Origin of the sequence: Phytoactinopolyspora halophila, assembly GCF_003287285.1 — a bacterium.
Classification (GTDB): Bacteria; Actinomycetota; Actinomycetes; order Jiangellales; family Jiangellaceae; genus Phytoactinopolyspora_A; species Phytoactinopolyspora_A halophila.
This window is the reverse complement of sequence record NZ_QMIG01000023.1, coordinates 17333-36024: the sequence shown is the minus strand read 5'-3', so window position 1 is coordinate 36024 and position 18692 is coordinate 17333. Positions and strand designations below refer to the sequence as shown.

General features: G+C 68.2%; 19 protein-coding genes. 10 read left to right on the top strand and 9 right to left on the bottom strand.

The window, feature by feature from the left end; translation table 11 throughout:
- Positions 1–7: 7 nt before the first annotated feature.
- The 3 genes from DPM12_RS17890 to DPM12_RS17880 all read right to left on the bottom strand — a co-directional run bounded on the left by DPM12_RS17890 (position 8) and on the right by DPM12_RS17880 (position 3317).
- The gene (locus DPM12_RS17890) at positions 8–1123 is read right to left on the bottom strand and encodes an acetamidase/formamidase family protein (RefSeq protein WP_112259713.1); all 1116 of its coding nucleotides are present in this window, start codon (positions 1121–1123) and stop codon (positions 8–10) included.
- A gap of 103 nt (positions 1124–1226) precedes the next feature.
- Positions 1227–2678: a hypothetical protein gene (locus DPM12_RS17885; protein WP_112259712.1), complete on the bottom strand. Its 1452-nt coding sequence runs from the start codon at positions 2676–2678 to the stop codon at positions 1227–1229.
- An 81-nt stretch (positions 2679–2759) separates the two neighbouring features.
- Complete coding sequence (locus tag DPM12_RS17880) at positions 2760–3317, bottom strand: carboxymuconolactone decarboxylase family protein (RefSeq protein ID WP_112259711.1); 558 nt, start codon at positions 3315–3317, stop codon at positions 2760–2762.
- Between the two features lie 299 nt (positions 3318–3616).
- On the opposite strand from DPM12_RS17880, the gene dacB reads away from it, so the two are divergent.
- The 4 genes from dacB to DPM12_RS17860 all read left to right on the top strand — a co-directional run bounded on the left by dacB (position 3617) and on the right by DPM12_RS17860 (position 8342).
- Entirely contained in the window at positions 3617–5203 is a 1587-nt protein-coding gene (gene dacB, locus DPM12_RS17875; protein ID WP_112259710.1) for a D-alanyl-D-alanine carboxypeptidase/D-alanyl-D-alanine endopeptidase, read from the top strand.
- 152 nt (positions 5204–5355) lie between these two features.
- The gene (gene recO / locus DPM12_RS17870) at positions 5356–6216 is read left to right on the top strand and encodes a DNA repair protein RecO (RefSeq protein WP_164465307.1); all 861 of its coding nucleotides are present in this window, start codon (positions 5356–5358) and stop codon (positions 6214–6216) included.
- Positions 6213–7004 carry an isoprenyl transferase gene (locus DPM12_RS17865; RefSeq protein WP_112259709.1) on the top strand — a complete coding sequence of 264 codons (792 nt, stop codon included), beginning with the start codon at positions 6213–6215 and terminating at the stop codon, positions 7002–7004. The genes recO and DPM12_RS17865 overlap by 4 nt, the downstream gene beginning before the upstream one ends.
- Before the next feature lie 129 nt (positions 7005–7133).
- Positions 7134–8342 (top strand): amidase, encoded by a 1209-nt coding sequence (locus DPM12_RS17860; protein ID WP_342778810.1) that lies wholly within the window; start codon positions 7134–7136, stop codon positions 8340–8342.
- Here DPM12_RS17860 and DPM12_RS17855 read toward each other — a convergent pair.
- From DPM12_RS17855 to DPM12_RS17835, 5 genes are all read right to left on the bottom strand, one after another.
- Positions 8326–9042, bottom strand: a complete 717-nt coding sequence (locus tag DPM12_RS17855; protein ID WP_112259707.1) for a cation diffusion facilitator family transporter — start codon at positions 9040–9042, stop codon at positions 8326–8328. The genes DPM12_RS17860 and DPM12_RS17855 overlap by 17 nt on opposite strands.
- On the bottom strand, positions 9039–9392 hold the full coding sequence (gene cmtR, locus DPM12_RS17850) for a Cd(II)/Pb(II)-sensing metalloregulatory transcriptional regulator CmtR (protein ID WP_112259706.1): 354 nt from the start codon (positions 9390–9392) through the stop codon (positions 9039–9041). The genes DPM12_RS17855 and cmtR overlap by 4 nt, the downstream gene beginning before the upstream one ends.
- Before the next feature lie 91 nt (positions 9393–9483).
- Positions 9484–10485: a metal ABC transporter permease gene (locus DPM12_RS17845; protein ID WP_112259754.1), complete on the bottom strand. Its 1002-nt coding sequence runs from the start codon at positions 10483–10485 to the stop codon at positions 9484–9486.
- A 2-nt stretch (positions 10486–10487) separates the two neighbouring features.
- The gene (locus DPM12_RS17840; RefSeq protein WP_112259705.1) at positions 10488–11246 is read right to left on the bottom strand and encodes a metal ABC transporter ATP-binding protein; all 759 of its coding nucleotides are present in this window, start codon (positions 11244–11246) and stop codon (positions 10488–10490) included.
- A gap of 144 nt (positions 11247–11390) precedes the next feature.
- Positions 11391–12485, bottom strand: coding sequence for a metal ABC transporter substrate-binding protein (locus DPM12_RS17835; protein WP_112259704.1), 1095 nt, complete (start codon positions 12483–12485; stop codon positions 11391–11393).
- A 209-nt stretch (positions 12486–12694) separates the two neighbouring features.
- On the opposite strand from DPM12_RS17835, the gene DPM12_RS23975 reads away from it, so the two are divergent.
- Entirely contained in the window at positions 12695–13111 is a 417-nt protein-coding gene (locus DPM12_RS23975) for a Fur family transcriptional regulator (RefSeq protein ID WP_245951309.1), read from the top strand.
- Between the two features lie 22 nt (positions 13112–13133).
- On the opposite strand, the gene DPM12_RS24365 is transcribed toward DPM12_RS23975, so the two are convergent.
- On the bottom strand, positions 13134–13559 hold the full coding sequence (locus DPM12_RS24365; RefSeq protein WP_342778809.1) for a DUF6703 family protein: 426 nt from the start codon (positions 13557–13559) through the stop codon (positions 13134–13136).
- A 75-nt stretch (positions 13560–13634) separates the two neighbouring features.
- On the opposite strand from DPM12_RS24365, the gene DPM12_RS17820 reads away from it, so the two are divergent.
- The 5 genes from DPM12_RS17820 (at position 13635) to DPM12_RS17800 (ending at position 18680) form a co-directional block, all read left to right on the top strand.
- Positions 13635–14087: an antibiotic biosynthesis monooxygenase family protein gene (locus DPM12_RS17820; protein ID WP_211659103.1), complete on the top strand. Its 453-nt coding sequence runs from the start codon at positions 13635–13637 to the stop codon at positions 14085–14087.
- Positions 14084–15427: a YibE/F family protein gene (locus DPM12_RS17815; RefSeq protein ID WP_112259702.1), complete on the top strand. Its 1344-nt coding sequence runs from the start codon at positions 14084–14086 to the stop codon at positions 15425–15427. The genes DPM12_RS17820 and DPM12_RS17815 overlap by 4 nt, the downstream gene beginning before the upstream one ends.
- A gap of 67 nt (positions 15428–15494) precedes the next feature.
- Entirely contained in the window at positions 15495–16883 is a 1389-nt protein-coding gene (locus DPM12_RS17810; RefSeq protein ID WP_211659102.1) for a glycine--tRNA ligase, read from the top strand.
- 37 nt (positions 16884–16920) lie between these two features.
- Positions 16921–17880, top strand: coding sequence for an ABC transporter ATP-binding protein (locus DPM12_RS17805; protein ID WP_112259701.1), 960 nt, complete (start codon positions 16921–16923; stop codon positions 17878–17880).
- Positions 17880–18680, top strand: a complete 801-nt coding sequence (locus DPM12_RS17800; RefSeq protein ID WP_112259700.1) for an ABC transporter permease subunit — start codon at positions 17880–17882, stop codon at positions 18678–18680. Before DPM12_RS17805 ends, DPM12_RS17800 begins: the two co-directional genes overlap by 1 nt.
- Positions 18681–18692 lie beyond the last annotated feature (12 nt).

The window sequence follows — 18692 nt, the reverse complement described above, 5'->3', positions numbered from 1 at the left end:
CGGCCCGTCAGCCGGTGAAGATGTCCTCCGGCAGGAACGCGGAGACGAGCATGTTCGGGACGTCGACCAGCTGGCTGATCTTGAGATCGACGGCGACGCTGCAGATCGCGTAGGCCTGCTGCCGGGTCCAGCCGCGCTCACCGAGATGATCGATCATGTTCAGCAAGGCGTTGCGGGCGGCGATCGTGGTGTTCTCGCCGTCGTTCCGGCCGTCCCGGGTCACCGAGATTCCGGTGGTGGCGAAGAACCGGCGCGGCGCGGCGTACTGCGGGGGCAAGAAGTAGTCTTCACGCGCGAACTGAGGGTCGCGAATTCCCTTCGCGCTCGCCTCCCCCTTGCGGAGGTCGAAACGTACGCGAAGCGTGGCGCCCATCTCGATGGCGGTCCCGCACGCTTCACAATCGCCCTGCGCGAAATGCGCGTCACCGGCCGAGAAGAGGCCCCCGTGGGTGTCGACCGGCAAGAACAGCCGGGTGCCGGCGCCGAGCTGCTTGATGTCGATGTTGCCACCCTGCTCGCGGGGCGGCACCGTCCGCAGGGCCGTGGTCGCGATCTCCGGATCGCTGGGTACGGCCCCTTCTGGGGCCGGCGGCATGGCCATGCCGCCCCGGTCGATCAGCTCTTGCTCGCGAGCCGTGGTGTCCACGAGCAGTTGGTGCCCCGGCGCCAGGCCGATGGTGCCCATGAACGGCGCTCCCGGGATGCGCACGCCGGGGAGGTCTTCGGAGACCGCCCACCCGTCGGCGAGCTCCCAATCGACCTTGAACGGGTCGGGGAACTCGTCACGCAAGAACCCGAAACCGGGCACCTGGACGGTGAAGCCCCACTGCTCCGGTTCGACGTCGAGGATTTCGACCTCCAGCAGGTCGCCAGGTTCGGCGCCATCCACGTGCACGGGCCCGGTCAGCGGGTGCACCCGGGTGAGGTCAGCGGCGGCGACGGCGTCGGCAGTGTCGATGGGCGTCAGCTGGCCGTCAAAGGCGTCGCGCGTCTCCAGGACGACCTCATCTCCGGGGGCGCAGCGCACGGCAGGTGGAATGGCGGGATGCCAGCGGTTGTGACCGGTGGCCGGTTCTTCTGCCAGTGCCTTCGACCGGTCGATCCGGATCTCGTGGACAGCCATCGCAACCTCCCCGGGCCGTGACCCTCGAGCGTGATCGTCGCATCCTGGTGGCGGTGGTGTACAGCCGGGGACCGGGTGCCCAGCGGAAAGCTGCCGAGGTGGCTCAGGTGCGGGCACCGGTGAGGCCCACGATTCCCGCCAGGCCGAGCGCACTGCGGGGTGCGTAGGCGATGCGCCACAGCCCGCCGTGTGCCGCCTGGGCGGCTTCGTCCAGCCAGGGATGCTCCCGCGGTTGCGCCGGACGTCGCAGGTCGTGCACGAGGAGGGCGGCCATGAGGGTGTTGGCCGTTCCGGGCTCGAACACCTCGACACCGAAGCGATGCGCGCCGGCATAAACCGCGGACAACGCTCGATTCTTGGTTACCGATCGGGTACGCGTGGGTGGTGCGACGTTCAGGCTCACCGTCGCGCCGTGCGCGTGTGCGGTCGTCGCGCGCCACCGCTGCAGCCGTTTGGCCAGCGCATAGTTCGGTCCCTGCTGGGGAACCAGGCTGTCGCAGATGCCGGGATCGGCGCCGGGAGCGTAGTTGCGTTGCAGCATCCGGCCCCCGGACACGATCTTCAGGGGGCGCCGGATCATGCTCAGCTTGGACCGCTTCTCGTAGGCGTGGACCGAGTGCTCGACCGCGTCCGCCGGTACGGCGAACACGTCCGTGGGCGTCGCGAGAAACGAGAGTGTCGCCTCGCCCCGCTCCCGCGCGAGACGGTCGGTGAGGGCGTCAACGGCCATCGCGACGCGCACGTGGGTGGCGCCGTCAGCGTAGGCGTAGTTGCCGAGCACGAGCGGGCCGTCGAGACGCGACAGCCAACCGGCCAGCGCTGGTAGCTCGTGCAGCAGGTCCGCCCCTGCCCGGTCTTCCAGCTTGCCGTCGCCGGTACGCACCGGAAGGTGCAGGCGTCCGGCGTAGCGCCGGGCTGTCTCGATGAGGCCGTTCCAGATCCCGGGCCGGGGGAGGTCGACGGCAGTGACGTCGCCACCCCAGCGCAGCAGGGAACGCACCGGGCCCATTTCCGCACCTGCCCCGAAGATGACGATCTGCAGGTCGGACAGATCGAGCCAGTCCGGGTTGGCCATGACCGTGCGGATGGCCTCCGCACACGACGGCTCGATCACGCCACTGCGAACCCAGGTGTCGAGCTGACGTGCCAGGTCGTCGCCCTGAAGGCGCTGGCCTCGGTAGGGCAAGACGAGCTCGCGTTCCGGTGTTCCCTCGCCGGAGACGACGGCGGTTTCCAGCGGCTCGGCACTGTGATCCAGCGCCGCCGCCAGGCTCGTCTCCTCGTCGCCGGTGACGACGCGCATGCGCTCGTGCAGCGACGCCAGCCCGTCCGCGGCGATCTGACGTGCGGCGTCCGCGGAGGTGAGCCCCGCTTCGACGAGGCGGCGGAAGTGGACGAGGTAGTTCGCGCGCCAGTTGGCCTCGTGCTCGGCTGCGCGCGCACCAACGGGGTCGGCACCGCGGAGCGCGTCGGCCACGACGGCACGGCCGAACGCGGATGTGCTTCGGGTGTCCCCGGCGCTACGGGGAAACACCACTCCGGACGGGGCTTGCATCTCGCTCCCTCTTGCCGGCTGAGCGCGGTCCACGTCGTGGCCGCTCGTCTCCACCCTACGGGCAACTCGTGTGTGTCGTGGTCAATGGACGGCGAACACGCGCATCTGCAAGGCCAGCGTGGAGTAGTAGCCGATCAGGGTGGTGAGCTCGAAGAGCTTGTCGTGGCCGAGAGCCTCGGCCGCCGCGCGATACGCGTCGTCGTCGAGGTCGAGATGCTGGAGGAGGTGGCGGGTGGTCCGGAGCACCGCGGCCTCGTCCGGGTCGTCGAGCTCGACGGGATCGCCATTGCGCAGGGAATCCAGTTCGGTTGCGGCCAGCCCGACGTGGGCGCCGATCGGTTCGTGGGCGCGCTGCTCGAACCCGGATTGCCAGTGGGCGGCGACGGCGAGGATCGCGATCTCCCGGCAGCGGTCGGAGAGCCGTCCTTCGTAGCGGATCGCCGCGCCGAGGCGCTGCAGGGCATCGCCGACGGCGGGGTTGAGAAGCATCGCGTTGAACGGGCCCTCGAGCCGGCCGTCGTCGTCGGCCAGGCGGAAGAGCTGCGGACCGTTCGCGCGATCGCCGCCGGTGACGGCCGCATGCAGGCGTTTCTGCTGCTCATCGAGCTCGTCAGGGGTGGGGCGTGGGATGCGAGTCATGCGGGCACTCCAGGACTGTCGGGATACACCGTTCGTGCTGGCGGTGAGCGAGCCTCGGGATGCCGGCACGTGCGGCAGCAGTGTAGTAGCAGGGCGCCCGGTGGCACGCTGCACCGGACGTCCTCCGGTGTGGCGCGGGGGTGCCCCACCGAGGCGATCGTGCGTGATAGTCGGGGGCGTCGTAGATGTCCGTGATGCTCAGATGCCGAGAATTTTTCCGCTCATATCTTGACATGACCGGAAGAATTCCAGAAAGGTCTAGACCTCAATAGACCAATTCCGGAGAGCGGAGGAGTTACATGCGCGGCTCGATCAGGGGTGTAGTTGCCACACTCGCCGCGGGCGGCCTCGTCGCCGCCTTCAACGTCGTTCCCTCGGCCTTTCCATCCGCCGACGAGCAGTTCGACGAGCCAGCCGCAAGCGACCTCGCGGCCGACATCGACGAGATTCTCGACGATCCCCGAATGGATGGCAGCCAGGCCTCGGTCGTCGTCGCTGACGCCGAGACCGGTGACGTCCTGTACGACCGTGACGGTGAGAACCGGCTGATGCCGGCGTCGAACCAGAAGATGGTCACCTCGGCAGCCGCCATGGAGCTGCTCGGCCCCGACTACACGTTCACCACCACGGTAGAATCCGATGCCCAGCAGCGGGGGCGGGTGCTCGCGGGTGATCTGTACCTGCGTGGAACCGGCGATCCGACGATGCTGGCCGAAGACTACGAGGCGCTGGCTGACGAGATCGCGGACGCGGGAATCCAGCGCGTCCACGGCGCCGTCGTCGCCGACGACACGTGGTTCGACGACGTCCGGCTGGGGCTCGGCTGGGACTGGGACGACGAACAGTACTACTACAGCGCACAGATCTCGGCCCTGAGCATCGCCCCGGACACGGACTACGACGCCGGCACGGTCATCATCAAGGTGGATCCGGGCAGCACGGTGGGCGACGAGCCCGAGGTCACGGTGATTCCGGACAACGACTACGTCGAGATCATCAACGAGGCGGAGACGACAGAAGCCGGCACGGGCCGCTCGATCGGCATCAACCGGGATCGCGGAAGCAACACCATCCGCATCACCGGAACCATCGCCACCGACGGTGGCCAGGCGCGAGTCTGGCGCTCCGTGTGGGAACCGACCGGGCTGGCCGCGCACGTCTTTCACGACGCTCTGGAGGAACGCGGGGTCGCGGTGCGTGGCGACGTCGAGGTGGGCGAGACGCCGGACGGCGCCGAGGTGCTCGCGTCACACGAGTCCATGACCCTGAGCGAGCTGCTCATCCCGTTCATGAAGCTCAGCAACAACGGCCACGCCGAGGTCTTGATGAAGGCGATGGGACGCGAGCGCTCCGACGCCGGTACCTGGGCGGCCGGGCGTGAGGCCGTGAGCGAGGCGCTGCAAGGCTGGGACGTCGATCCATCCGACATGGCCATCGCCGACGGGTCCGGCCTGGCGCGGCGCAACTGGGTCCCGCCGAACCAGCTCATCGCCCTCCTGCGTGGCATCCAGGACGAGCCGTGGTTCGACGCCTGGTACGAGTCGATGCCCCTCGCCGGTGCCGAGGAGCGGTTCGAGGGTGGAACGCTGCGGTTCCGGATGGACGGCACGGCGGCCGAAGGAAACGTGCGTGCCAAGACGGGCACGCTGACCGGCGCCACGGCCCTGTCTGGCTACGTGACTACCGCTGATGATCAGGAGCTGGTGTTCTCGATCATCTTCAACAACTATCTGAGTGGCAAGCCGAGCGATCTGGAGGACCGGATCGCCGTCCGGCTGGCCGAGCACGGCGGCGAGGGCGAGACGTCGACGGGGACGTTCAGCGTTCCGGCCCCGCCCGTCGAGCAGCCCGGCGACGTCGAGTGCTCCTGGGTCAAAGCCTGCTGACGACCCACCCCGCCCCCTCCCCCTTTCTCCGATGATCATGAACACTAGTCGTTCGTATAGAGCGAGTAGTGTTCATGATCATCGGTTGGGGCGGGCCGGGCCGGGGAGTGGGGGCGTCGGCGCGTGTTGGTGCGGTGGCGGACAATGGAGACGTGAGTCTCTACCGTGATGAGGGGATCGTGCTGCGGACTCAGAAGCTGGGCGAAGCCGACCGCATCATCACCGTGCTGACCCGGGCCCACGGCCGGATACGTGTCGTCGGCAAGGGTGTACGTCGCACGTCCAGCCGGTTCGGGGCGCGGCTCGAGCCGTTCATGCACGTCGACCTTCAGCTCGCCACGGGCCGTACCCTCGACGTCGTCACCCAGGTGGAGACACTCGACCCCTTCGGCAGGACCATCTGCGCGGACTATGGCAGCTACACGGCCGGCACGGCCGTCCTCGAAACCGCCGAACGGCTCACGGCGGAGGAGCGGGAGCCGGCGCTTCAACATTACCTGCTGCTTCTGGGAGCGCTGCGCGCGCTCGCGCATGGTGAGCACGATGCCGGCCTGGTGCTCGACGCGTTCGTGCTGCGGGGCCTGTCTATCGCCGGGTTCGCGCCGAGTTTCGCGGAGTGCGCGCGATGCGCGGCCGACGGCCCGCACCGGCTGTTTTCCGTCCAGGCGGGCGGCATGGTGTGCACCGCGTGCCGCCCGCCCGGTACGGTCGTCCCGTCGCCGGAGGCGGTGGCGTTGCTGAGCGCGTTGTTGACGGGTGATTGGCCCGTTGCCGACGCCAGCGATGCGCGGGCGCGGCGCGACGCGAGCGGGATCACGGCCGCGTTCTTGCAGTGGCATCTGGAGCGGGGATTGCGGTCCCTCCAGTTCGTGGAGCGGCGAGGCGACGAGCAAGCGGAGTCGGTGGCTCGAGGGACGAGGGGTGGCGGCGGAGTGCGTGAGGAGCCGAGCGCGACCAGCGAAGTGGAGCGGCTGTATCGCGAGATCGGTGATGCGGAGGTGGAACAGGCATGACCCGTCGCCGGCAGTATGACGTGCCGACGCCGCACCCGTCGGGCGCGAGACCGCCGGAGATTCCCGCGGAGCTGCTCCCGAGGCACGTGGCGCTGGTGATGGACGGCAATGGCCGCTGGGCTAACAGCCGTGGATTGCCTCGCACGAAGGGTCACGAGGCAGGCGAGGCGGCGCTGCTGGATGTCATCCACGGCGCCATCGAGCTCGGGATCTCGTGTTTGTCCGCGTACGCGTTCTCGACGGAGAACTGGCGGCGTTCGCCTGACGAGGTCCGTTTCCTCATGGGTTTCAACCGCGATGTGATCCACCGGCGTCGCGACGAGCTCGACGGGTTGGGTGTGCGGGTCCGGTGGGCGGGCCGGAGGCCGCGCTTGTGGAAGAGTGTGATCGACGAGCTGGCCGACGCCGAGCGGCGTACCCGGCACAACGACGTCATCACCTTGCAGTTTTGCGTGAACTATGGCGGCCGGGCTGAACTCGGTGACGCTGCCGCCGCGCTGGCGGCCGATGTCGCTGCCGGAAAGGTCAAGCCGAACCGGGTGAGTGATCGCACGCTGGCGAAGTATCTCTACAATCCCGATCTTCCCGACGTCGACCTGTTCGTCCGTTCGTCGGGGGAGCAGCGCACGTCGAACTTCATGCTGTGGCAGTCGGCCTATGCCGAGATGGTGTTTCTCGACACCTTGTGGCCGGACTTCGACCGCCGGGACTTCTGGCGCGCCATCGAATCTTACGCACGGCGCGACCGCCGCTACGGCGGCGCCGATCCGGCCGCTCCTGCGGTCTGAGCTTCCGGGTCGGGTCGCCTTCTGTGCGCGGGGACTCACTTGTTGGGTCTGCGGAACGTCCAGAGCCCTGAATAGCCTTCTGGACGTTCCGCAGACCCAACAAGTTGAGCCCAGGGCGTCCGTTGTGGGCTGTTTCGGTCGTGCGGCAGGATCGAGCGCGTGATGACAGACGCGACGTGGATACTGCGGCTCGATGCCGATGCCGATGCCGATGCCGATGCCGCCGGGCACGGGCACGGGATCGGGCCGCGCCTGGCCGTGAAGGATTGCATCGACGTGGCCGGCACGCCGACGACGGCGGGATGCCGGGCCGTCGCGGAGGACGCACAACCCGCCGTCCTCGACGCGCCCGTGGTGGCCACGGCTCGCCAGCAGGGAGCGCGGATCGTCGGCAAGACCAACCTCGTCGAGCTCTGCCGGCGCATCGACGGCACCAACGCGTGGACTGGCACGCCCGTGAACCCGCTCGATCCCGAGCGGCTGCCTGGTGGTTCATCCAGCGGCTCGGCGGTTGCGGTGGCGCGGGGCGAGGCGGATGTCGCCTACGGTACGGACACCGGGGGATCGGTCCGGGTGCCGGCGGCGTGCTGCGGTATTGCCGGTCTGAAGACCACGGCTGGCCGGATTCCCACGCACGGTGTCGTCGAATTCTCCAGGACTCTCGATACCGTGGGACCGCTGGCGCGCGACGTCGCCGGGCTCGCGCTGGGCATGAGCCTGATGGAGCCCGGTTTCCAGATCGCGTCCCGGAGTGAGGTCCCGCGGACGGCGGCGCGGCTGCGGATCCCCGACATCGACCCCGCCGTCGACGACGCGATCGACGCCGCTCTCGCGGCCGCGGGAGTGACGTATGTCGACGTGTTCATTCGCGAGTGGGACGACTGGATCGGCGCGGCCAACGACATCATGACGGCGGAAGGCTACTGGGCCCATCGCCACCTGCTCGAACGTTCCGACCGGATCGAGGAGCGTCACGTGCGCAGCATCACCGCGGGTGAGGCTCTGGCGGCGGCCGATGTCGTGCGGAGTCGCCGCGTGGGCCGGGTGGTGCGCGAGCGCCTGGGCAGGCTGCTCGACGAACACCACGTCCTGGCGCTGCCGACCCTGCGCACGGCTCCGCCACGCGCCGACGAGCACCCGAGGATGACGTACCTGACCGTGCCGTTGAATCTCGCTGGCCTTCCGGCGGCGGCACTTCCGGTGCCGCGCGCCGATGGGGAGCTTCCCGCGTCGTTGCAGCTCGTCGGCTCCTGGTTCGCGGAAGAGCGCCTGCTGGCGGTCGCGGCCGTGGTCGAGGAGGCTAGGGGTGCTACGGGTACGATCAGTTCTCGGTGGTAGTGGAGCAGCACGCTCCGGTGCATCCGTCGCCGCACTCGTCGTCGAGGTCGGTCTCCGGGTCGGTGAGGAGCGCCCCGACCGGGGCTGCGCAGGTGTCGCCGCGCCAGGCTTCCATGCCTTCGCGGACGGCGAAGCCGGCGATGACGAGGGCGGCCAGCGGATCGGCCCACCACCAGCCGAGCGTCGAGTTCAGCACCAGGCCGGCGAGCAGGACAGCCGAAAGATAGGAGCAGATCAGGGTCTGTTTCGAGTCGGCGACGACGCTGGCCGAGCCGAGTTCGCGCCCGGTGCGGCGTTCGATCCAGGAGAGCAACGGCATGACGAGCAGGCTCACGGTGGCCAGCGTGATGCCGATGCTGCTGTGGTCGGCCTCGTTCGCGCCGATCAGAGCACGCAGCGTGTCGAACGTCACGTAGGCGGCCAGGGCGAAGAACGAGAACGCCACGATCCGAAGCGCGACGCGCTCGCGCGCTTCGTGGTCTCGCCCGGAGAACTGCCAGGCGACGGCACCGGCCGAGACCACTTCCACGGTGGAGTCCAGCCCGAAGGCGATCAGGGCACCCGACGACGCGAGGCTGCCGGCGGTGATAGCGATAACGGCCTCGATCACGTTGTACGTGATGGTGGCGGCGACGACCAGCCGGACCCGGCGACGCAGCACCGTGGCGCGTTGTGGTGTCACGACTCCGTCGGTGGTCATGGAATCTCCACCGCCGTCATGCTGTCCGGTGCGTGGTCGTCGGCGCACTCGTCACCGGTGTCGACTGCCAGGACGACGCCGAGCAGTTCGGCAAGTGCCGAGGAGAGGTGTGCATCGGCGATCTCGTAGCGCATCTGGCGTCCTTCCGGGACGCCGACGACGATCCCGCATCCGCGCAGGCAGGTCAGGTGATTGGACACGTTGCTGCGGCTCAGTTCCAGGTCTTTGGCCAACTGACCCGGATAGGCTGGGCCGTCGAGCAGCGAGAGCAGTATCTGACACCGGGTGGGATCGGCCAGGGCCCGCCCGAGCCGGTTCATGGCGTCGAGCCGGGAAGCAAGCGTCAGCATGGACTGAACTATACAGCGCAAGCTGAATCATGTGCCAAACGGGCGTCCACATGGTTGACGCGGATGCCGGCATCCCACCGAGGCGCCGAGGTCAGTGCTCGTCGTAGTGCCTGCCGTGTGGCGCGTGCAGATGCCCGTCGTGCAGGTAGTCGGTGTGGTCGCCGTGGACCACGGCCGGATGGCCGCATTCGTCGTCGTGCTCGTGCGGATGGTCCTCGGTCGGTATGTGCTCGCCGGTGATGCGTGGATCCTCCCCGGCGACGTCCTCCCTCGCGCGCATCCGGCGTACGAGCGTGCCCAGTGGCCAGGACAGGACGAAGCCCGCGAGCGCGAGCACGACGATGCTGGCGCCGGGCGCGACGTCGACGTGGAACGCGAACACCACGCCACTCAGTGATGGAACCACGCCCAAGGTCAGCGCCAGGAGGAACGTGGTGCGAAAGCCGCGGGTGAGCTGCATCGCCGTCGCGACGGGAACGACCATGAGCGCGCTGACCAGAAGGAGTCCCACGGTGCGCATCGCCACGGCAACGGTGACGGCCGCCATGACCGCGATGAGGATGCTGTAGAGGCGAGCCGGCATGCCGGTGGCCCGGGCGAACTCCTCGTCCTGGCAGATGGCGAACAGTTGTGGCGCGAGACCGACGGCCAGCGCGGCGACGACCGCCGCGAGGATGCCGATGACCCACAGGTCCGCGGGTGACACGGTGGTGATCGAGCCGAACAGGTACGTGTTGAGTGTCGCCGCGGTGCTTCCGGCCAATCCGGTCAGCAGGACCCCGCCGGCGATCCCACCGTAGAAGAGCATGGCCAGGGCGACGTCGGCCGATGCCTTGCCGTACGCCCGGACAAGCTCGATGGTGATGGACCCGGCGATCGCCACCACGACCGCCGTCCAGACCGGTGCCCATCCGGTGAGCAGGCCGACAGCGACACCGGTGAGTGCCACGTGCCCGATCCCGTCGCCCATCAGCGCGAGCCTGCGATGGACGAGGTAGGCGCCGACGGCGGGCGCGGCGAGGCCGGTCAGCAGCGCCGCGATGAGGGCCCGTCGCATGAAGTCGTAGCTCAACAGCTCGGTGACGATATTCATGATCACGAGATCCATCCGAAGGGACCGGTCTGCTCGCCCGTGGTGTGGCGGTGGTCGTCGGGCATGCCAGCCGCCCCGGCGGGTACCGGTAGGGGCCCATCGTGGGTGACGCGTCCGGCGTCCAGTACCACGCCACGGTCCACGAGCGGTGCGAGTGGGCCCATGTCATGGAGTACCACCAGGACCGTGCGGCCCGAGGCGACGAAGGTGCGCAGTGACCGCGCGAACGCTTCCTGGCTGCGCCAGTCGAGCCCCGCGTTGGGCTCGTCGAGCACCAGGAGGTCAGGGGTGCCGGCGGCGGCCCGTGCGATGAGCACGCGCTGCTGCTGGCCGCCCGACAGGGTCTGGATGCCGTCGTTGATGCGGTCGCTGAGCCCGACCAGGTCGATCGCCCACTCGACAGCGTCGCGGTCAGCCCGCGACGCTGGCAGGAAGGGCCGCCGGTGAGCGAGCCTCCCGGAACTGACGACCTCCCGCACTGTGGCCGGGACGCCTCCGGTCGCGGTCAGGCGCTGGGGCACGTAGCCGATGCGTTTCCACGCCCGAAAGGATCGTTGAGGCTGCCCGAACAGGGTGATCTCGCCGCTGGTGACGGGAACGAGGCCCGCGACGGCACGCACGAGTGTCGACTTGCCGGAACCGTTCGCGCCGAGCAAGGTCACGACCTCGCCTTCGTTCACGTGGAAGTCGACCTCGTGCAAGACGGGCCGCTCGCCCAGCTCGACGGTCAGGTGACGAGCCTCGACCACGGGTGCGTTCATCGGCCCTTCACCCCCACATGGAAACGACGTCTCGCGGAGCATCGTCTGATGCCCGTTCCCCGCGCAACGTCTCCCTCGGCGCGCGAGGTGGCCGTGCCGTTGCAGTCCATAGAAGCAGACGCTACTCGTTGCGAGGCGGAGCGGTCAGGTGCAGCCGTTCGCGGTTCGAAGCGCGTCGAGATTCTGCCGCATCAAGCTGAGGTAGTCCTCGTCGCTCGTCTCGTCGGTCAGGCCCTCGACTGGGTCGAGTACGGCCGTTTCGAGCCCGAGGTCGTCGGCGACGGTTTGGACGATGTCCGCGCTGGTCAGTGGCTCGTAGAAGACGGTGGTGATGTCGTTCGACTCGATCGTGTCGTGCACCTCGGCCACCCGGGCGGGAGACGGTTCGGAGTCGGGGTCTAGCCCTGCCACGCCGAGCTGCTCCATCTCGTAGCGGTGTGTCAGGTAGCCGAATGCTTCGTGGCTGACGACGATGAGAGAGCGCTCGCATTGCGCGAGGCCCTCGTGGAACTCGTCGTCGAGCGTCTCCAGCTCCTGGACGAGTTCGTCGGCATTGTTCTGGTAGTCCTCGGCGTTGTCGGGGTCGATCTCGGCGAGCTCGTCGGCGATGGACCGCGTGATCGTCACCATGTTCGTGGGGTCCAGCCACAGGTGTGGATCGCCGTCGCCGTCGCCGTGGTCGTGGCTGTGGTCATGGCTGTCGCCGTGGTCGTGCTCGCCATCCCCGTGATCATCCCCTTGCTCGTCTTCGTGGTCGCTCTCGTCGTCGTGATGGCCGTCCTCGTCGTGATCATGATCTTGCTCGTGCTCGTCGTCTTCGTCCGTGTGGTCATCTGCGTGGCTGTCGTGGCCGCTCGCACCGTCCTCGGGAAGCAGCTCCACGAGGTCGGCGACGTCGATCACGGCTGCCGAGCTGTTCTGCTCGATCGCTTGATCGACGGCGGGCTGGAAGCCGTCGAGGTATATGTTCAGGTCGGCGTCGGACACGTGGCCGACTTGCTGAGCGGTGAGTTCGAGGTCGTGGGAATCGACGCCGGGTTGGGTGAGGTTCACGACGGAGCCGTGTTCGCCGGCGACGTGCTCGGCCGCGAAGGCCAGCGGGTAGAACCCTGCGACGACAAATGGATCACCGTTCGAGGTCGAGGCGGCTTCGGAGTCACCATCTGTGCCGCAGCCGGTGAGGGCCATTCCGGATGCGGCGAGCACGACGAGCGAGCGGACGGGTAGGCGAGTTCTCATGGGAGAGATTCTCAGGTAAACTGACAACCATTGTCAAAAACTGGCCTCATATCTCTCCCACGAGCCCGGCGCGGTTCCGACCCGGCGAAGCACCCGCACGACGTCTGGCTGCGCGTCCTTGCCTGTGTCGGACACGGGAACCACACTGGTCGAGGCTAGGCTGGAGTTCGAACACCAACGATGTGCGAGCAGGGAGGCGGGCGCAGCCAGTGTCGGCACGGGAACAACCGGTCAAGGAACAGCGCCGGACACGCCAGCGCGCAGCCGTCGACGAGGTGCTCGACGAAACCGACGACTTCATCAGCGCGCAGGAACTTCATTCCATCCTGCGCTCGCGTGGCGCGAGTGTCGGTCTGGCAACGGTCTACCGCACGTTGCAGGCACTCGCCGACGACGGCCGGGTGGACGTCTTGCGTACCGGCGGAGGCGAGGCGGCGTATCGCAAGTGTGCGCGCGACGAGCACCACCACCACCTGGTATGCCGCTCGTGCGGGGCCACGGTAGAGATCGCCGGTCCGGCGGTCGAGCGTTGGACGAGCTCGGTGGCGAAGGAACACGGCTACGTCGACGTCGCGCACACGCTGGAAATCTTCGGGACCTGCCCCAAGTGTGCGGGCCAGAGCTAGTCGGAACCGAGCGCGTCTGAGGTCACAAGACTCCGGCAGACTGCGCGATCACGGCGGCTGCGAGCGCCCCGATGACGGCCATCCGGATCAGCCTGGGCGTCGGCCCCAGGCGAGGCCAGGCCAGGACCAGCAGCCACGTCAGGAAGGCGATGACGAATCCCAGTAACAGCGGCGCCCAGGGCGGCGGCGCGAGCAGCCCGCCCAGGAGCAGGCCCGCCGTCACCACACCGAGGAGCCACTTGGGCAGGCGAGTGAGCCCGAGCAGCACGGGGTAGCTCACCCGTTCGAGACTGGCGCGCCAGCCGGTGTGCGCGACCGGGGCGGGTCCGGGCCGGCGCGAGGCGCTCTGGCGCGGTGCCCGCTGCTGTTGGGGACGAGGAGTAGCCGGACGTTGGTGGTGGGCGCTGTTTCGCTGGCGTCGGTTCTTCGACACGATGGTCCCTATCATCTGCTGGTGATTTCCGGCCTTCATGCATCGTACGGTGTGGGTGGCTATGCTCGGCCACGCCATTGTGAAAGGACCATGATGCTCGTCGTCACCCGGTACCGGGTCCCACGCGAGGAGGCCGTCACCTTCCGCGATCAAGCACGTTCGGCATTGCAGGCCTTGGCCGGGCAGCCCGGCTGGAAGGGCGGCCAGCTCGGCCGGGCCACCGACGACCCCTCGCTCTGGGTACTTAGCAGCCAGTGGCGCGACGTCGGATCGTACCGGCGCGCGCTGTCGTCGTATGACGTCAAGCTGCACGCCATCCCGCTGTTGTCCCGCGCCATCGATGAGCCCACCGCCTTCGAGCTCGTGTCCACGCTCGACGCCGACGGCGGCGTCGTCGACGTCGGCGACTCCCGTGCCGCCGATGCCGACGAGGTGGGCCTGGGGTCGGCGGCTGCGCCGGTCGTGCCGACCGACCTTGACGCGGGAGCCGGGCCGGAGCCAGCGGGCGGCGACGATGGCCGCGACGCGGGGGACGGTAGGTGACCGGCGCGCATCTGCACCACGGCGGGCCGCCGGCGAGTCCCCGGGTGCGAAATGCCGTCTTGTCGGTCCTGGTCCCGCTGGTCGTTCTCACCATCGCCGGGATGATCGTCCTCTGGCCGTCGGGGGAGGCGGCCCGGATCGACGCGGGAGTGCGGACCAACGGGGAGATCATCGACATCTGGGAGTGCGAGGACCGGCAGGGTTCCCCGGGCGGCGGCGATGCGCAATCCGGCGGCGATGCGCAATCCGGAGACGACGGCGCATCCTCCGGGGAGGACGGCGCACGGCCCGGAAACGAATGCCAGGAGGCCGAGGTCGTCATCACCTCCGGTCCGGACGAGGGCGTCGAGACCGTCGTGCCGTTGTGGTTCGGTGACGGGGCGCCGGAGTTCGAGGTCGGCGATCAGGTCGTGCTGTCGGCGACGCCAGATCTGTCCCTGGAGGATCGTTACGAGATCAGCGACTTCCAGCGCGGCGTCCCGCTGGTCTGGCTCGGTGCCCTGTTCGCGCTGGCCGTCGTCCTCCTGTCCAGGTGGAAGGGGCTGGCTGCCCTCGGCGGCCTGGCGGTCTCCGTCGTGGTCATCGTGCTCTTCCTGCTCCCGGCGCTCCTGCAGGGTCAGGAACCGCTGCCGGTCGCCGTGGTCGGCGCGTCCGCGATCATGATCGTGACGCTCTACCTGTCGCACGGCTTCTCGATCGGTACCTCGGTGGCGCTGATCGGAACGTTGATCAGTCTCACCCTCACAGGTGTGCTCGGCGCCGTGTTCACGGCGGCGGGCCAGTTCACCGGCCTAGCCGACGACGCCGCGATGTATCTGGGAACGGTCGATGCCGAGATCGACGTGCGCGGGCTCTTGCTGGCCGGTCTGGTTGTCGGTGCCCTTGGGGTGCTGGATGACACCACGGTCACCCAGTCGGCGACCGTGGGAGAGCTGGCTGCTGCCCGCCCGGACGCGACCCGCAGGGAGCTGTTCGCCGCCGGGATGCGGGTGGGACGCGAGCACGTCGCGGCGACGGTGAACACGCTGGTGCTGGCCTACGTCGGTGCCTCGCTGCCGTTGCTCATGTTGTTCAGCGTCGCCGGTCAGGGCGTGACCGATACACTGACGACGGAAGCCGTGGCGCAAGAGGTGATTCGCGCGCTCGTCGGGGGTCTCGGCATCATCGCCGCCGTTCCGGTGACGACGGGACTCGCGGTGCTGGCGTTCCGGCACAACGAAGCGGGAGCGCAGCAGGGTGGTCGCCGGCGGCGTCGTTCCGGGGCGAGCGCCACCGGAAAGCGCACTGCGCCGGCCGCGGCCGCCGATCACATACACGATGATGTGTTGGATCGTCAATGATCAGCGCGTCCGTGTTGATAACCTCATAGGCCGACCCGTTCGTCGACAGCGATCCAGATGGAGTGACATGCCCGTGCCAGAGTCGCCCGTGGAGGCCGTCGTCTCTCTTGCCAAGAGGCGCGGTTTCGTCTTTCCCACCGGCGAGATCTACGGGGGCACGAGATCGGCCTGGGACTATGGCCCGCTCGGCGTGGAGCTCAAGGAGAACATCCGCCGCCAGTGGTGGCGGGCCATCGTGCAGCAACGCGGCGACATCGTCGGTATCGACTCCGCGGTTATCCTCCCGCGTGACGTGTGGATCGCCTCGGGGCATGTCGAAGCCTTCGTCGACCCCCTGGTCGAGTGTCAGGCGTGTCACCGGCGGTTCCGTGCCGACGAGCTGGAAGATGAATTCGCCGAGCGCACCGGTCACGAGCCGGAAAACGGCCTGGACAGTGTGCCGTGCCCGGTCTGCGGCGCGAAGAGCTCGTGGACCGAGCCGCGCATGTTCAACGGGCTGCTGAAGACGTTCCTCGGTCCCGTGGAAACCGGTGAAGGCTTGCACTACTTGCGTCCGGAAACCGCCCAGGGCATCTTCACCAATGTCGGGAACGTCATGACGACGGCTCGCAAGAAGCCCCCGTTCGGTATCGCACAGACCGGCAAGTCCTTTCGCAACGAGATCACGCCGGGCAACTTCATCTTCCGGACGCGCGAGTTCGAGCAGATGGAGATGGAGTTCTTCGTCGAGCCGGGAACGGACGAGGACTGGCACGAGTACTGGGTCCAGCAGCGGTGGGATTGGTACGTCGACCTCGGCCTGTCTCCCGAGAACCTGCGCCTTCACGAGCATCCGGCGGAGAAGCTGTCGCACTATTCCAAGCGCACGGTGGACATCGAGTATCGGTTCCAGTTCGACAACGCGGACTTCGCCGAGCTGGAGGGGATCGCCAACCGCACCGATTTCGATTTGAGCACCCATGCCGAGCACTCCGGCCTGGACTTGAGCTATTACGACCAGGAGAAGGGAACGCGCTGGACGCCCTTCGTCATCGAACCGGCGGCCGGGCTGACCCGGTCGGTGCTGGCATTCCTGCTCGATGCGTACAAGGTGGACCAGGCGCCCAATACCAAGGGTGGTGTCGACCGGCGTACGGTGCTGCGGTTCGACCCGCGGCTCGCACCGGTGAAGGCGGCGGTGCTGCCTCTCTCACGCAATCCGGAGCTCTCGCCGCGGGCGCTGGAACTGGCGACGGCGCTGCGGGCGCGCTGGAACGTGGATTTCGACGACGCGGGTGCGATCGGCCGGCGGTACCGGCGCCAGGACGAGGTCGGGACACCGTTCTGCGTCACGGTCGACTTCGACTCGCTGGAAGATGATGCGGTCACGGTCCGCGAGCGAGATTCGATGGAGCAGGAGCGGGTAGGAATCGATCGAGTAGAGGCGTACCTGGCCGAGCGGCTACCGGTCTGTTGATCTATCGTTCGGGAACGGACCACATCGAGGAGGCCCCGTGAACGAGGTGCCGTTGATCGAGATCGACCACCTGACGAAGCGATTCGGAGCCTTGACGGCAGTCGACGCGCTGGATCTGCACGTGCGTGCCGGCGAGGTGTATGGACTGCTGGGCCCCAACGGCGCCGGGAAGACCACGGCGATCCGTTCGCTCATGGGATTCATCAACCCGAGCCGCGGCCGTGTCCGGGTGCTCGATGGGCAGCCGCGTGACCTCGACATCCGTCGCCGCGTGGGTTATGTCGGGGGTGACGTGACGTTCGAGCGCAACCTGCGGGTACAGACCCTGTTGACCTGGTATGCGCGGCTGCGCGGTGGGCCGTCGTGGGCCGAGATCAACGAGCTGTGCGAGCAGCTGAGCCTCGATCCCTCCCGCAAGATCGGCCAGCTGTCCACCGGGAACCGGCAGAAGGTCGCCATCGTGCAGGCGTTCATGCACGAACCGGACGTCCTCGTGCTCGACGAGCCGACGTCGGGCCTGGACCCGCTGCTCCAGCGCAGCGTGCTGGGGCTGGTCCGGCAGCGGCGCGAGGACGGCGCGGGCGTACTGTTCTCGTCTCACCTGCTGCCGGAGGTGGAGGACATCGCGGACCGTATCGGGATCCTGCGCCGGGGAGTTCTGGTCCGCGAGGACACGATCGCGAACATCCGCGAGATCGCTCGCCAGCGGCTGGAGTTGCGCTTCGCCGACGACATTCCCGAGGGCCTGTTCGACGGCGTGGACGGGATCTCGTCACTGGAGATCACCGGGCGAACAGCGCACATCGTGGTCGACGGCAGCGTCGCGCCACTGATCGACACCGTCGCCGGACACGGGGTGGAGCGCGTTGTCACCCACGACGAGGATCTCGAAGACATCTTCTTCGGCTACTACCAGGATCCCGACGACGAGCCCGCTGCGGATCGTGCGGTCCCGGGCGGGCCGGCGACTCATGGTCAAGACAGCGAGGTGGCGTGATGGGACCGCTGGTGTTCCGCCAGATGCTGCGCGAGCGGCGCCGCGGCATGCTGTGGTGGTCCCTGGCTGTTGCCGCCCTGACGCTCATCACCGGTGCCAGCTACCCCGCCGTGCGCGACGCCGGCGAAGGGCTCGACCAGTTCATGGAGTCGATGCCCGAAGGCGTCCTGGAGATGATGGGGGCAACGGATGGAATCACCAGTCCCGCTGGCTATCTCAACAGCCAGTTCCACTCCAACATCTTCCCCATCGTCTTGCTGATCTTCGGCATTTCGGTGGCGGCGTGGGCCGTCGCCGGGTCGGAACGTGAGGGCACGCTCGAATCGTTGCTGGCCAACCCCGTGCATCGGTGGCGCGTCGGTGTGGAGCGTTTCGCCGGCGCGGCCGTGTTGCTGGCCGGCCTGGCACTGATCGCGACCGCCTTGCTGGTGGCGTTCCGCTCGCCGTTCGAGCTCGACGAGCTCGGCGTCGGAGAAATGATTGCTGCCGGTGTCGGCGCGTTGTTGCTCGCGCTCTTGTTCACCGCGATCACCTACGCGAGCGGTGCGGCGACCGGAAGCAAGGGGTGGGCCATCGCGGCAGGGGCAGGACTGGCCACGGCGACATACGTCGTGTACGGCCTGTCCAGCTTCGTCGACCTCCTCGACAGCGTGCGATGGATCTCGCCGTGGTACTGGTTCCTGTCGCCGTCGCCGCTGCGTGAAGGGTGGACGTTCGAGGCGATCGGCGTGCCGCTGCTGGTGACGATCCCCGTCGTGATCATCGGAACGGTCGTGTTCACCCGCCGGGATCTGACCTGACATCTCCCGGCC